A 963-nucleotide genomic window follows, 5' to 3' on the forward strand; every position below is an offset into this window, starting at 1 on the left:
CTCCTAAATCGTAACGGAGGCGCGCGAAGGTTGGCTCAGAGCGGTCGGAAATCGCTCGTTGAGTGCAATGGCAGAAGCCAGCCTGACTGCGAGACTGACAAGTCGAGCAGAGTCGAAAGACGGCCATAGTGATCCGGTGGTCCCAAGTGGGAGGGCCATCGCTCAACGGATAAAAGGTACGCCGGGGATAACAGGCTGATACTGCCCAAGAGTCCATATCGACGGCAGTGTTTGGCACCTCGATGTCGGCTCATCTCATCCTGGGGCTGGAGCAGGTCCCAAGGGTACGGCTGTTCGCCGTTTAAAGAGGTACGTGAGCTGGGTTTAGAACGTCGTGAGACAGTTCGGTCCCTATCTTCCGTGGGTGTAGGATACTTGAGAGGAGTTGCCCCTAGTACGAGAGGACCGGGGTGAACGATCCACTGGTGGACCAGTTGTTATGCCAATAGCAGTGCTGGGTAGCTATGATCGGACAGGATAACCGCTGAAGGCATCTAAGCGGGAAGCCCCCCTCAAAACAAGGTATCCCTGAGAGCCGTGGTAGACCACCACGTCGATAGGCCAGAGATGTAAGCGTAGTAATACGTTCAGTTGACTGGTACTAATTGCTCGATAGGCTTGATTTGATCCAGTAGAAGCAAGACTGCTTAAACTGATCAAAAGCATACACATACAATCAGTCGTACATGACTTGGACAAACACGCTTTGCGCTCCAATGGAGACGGAGCGGGAACGGGCATCCTTCGGATACCCTGCCTCCCGCCGCCGCTCTGCTGCGCAGAGCGCTGCTAGGAATTTATTCGGTTTGGTGATCATAGCGCGAGCAAAACACCTGGTCCCATCCCGAACCCAGCCGTTAAGTGCCGTAGCGCCGATGGTACTGCGTCTTAAGACGTGGGAGAGTAGGTCATCGCCAAACCTAATAAGTTCCTAGACTACAGTATCTCTCGACGATGATCAGA

The 963-nt window shown here is 53.9% G+C and carries 2 rRNA genes; both read left to right on the forward strand.

From position 1 onward, the window contains the following. Positions 1–626: ribosomal RNA gene (locus tag FCK22_RS17950) — 23S ribosomal RNA — on the forward strand; the annotation flags it as partial. A gap of 179 nt (positions 627–805) precedes the next feature. Further along, a 5S ribosomal RNA gene (gene rrf / locus FCK22_RS17955) occupies positions 806–920 on the forward strand. Positions 921–963 lie beyond the last annotated feature (43 nt).

Origin of the sequence: Sulfitobacter sp. 15WGC (assembly GCF_005068605.1) — a bacterium.
GTDB classification, from domain to species: domain Bacteria; phylum Pseudomonadota; class Alphaproteobacteria; order Rhodobacterales; family Rhodobacteraceae; genus Sulfitobacter; species Sulfitobacter faviae.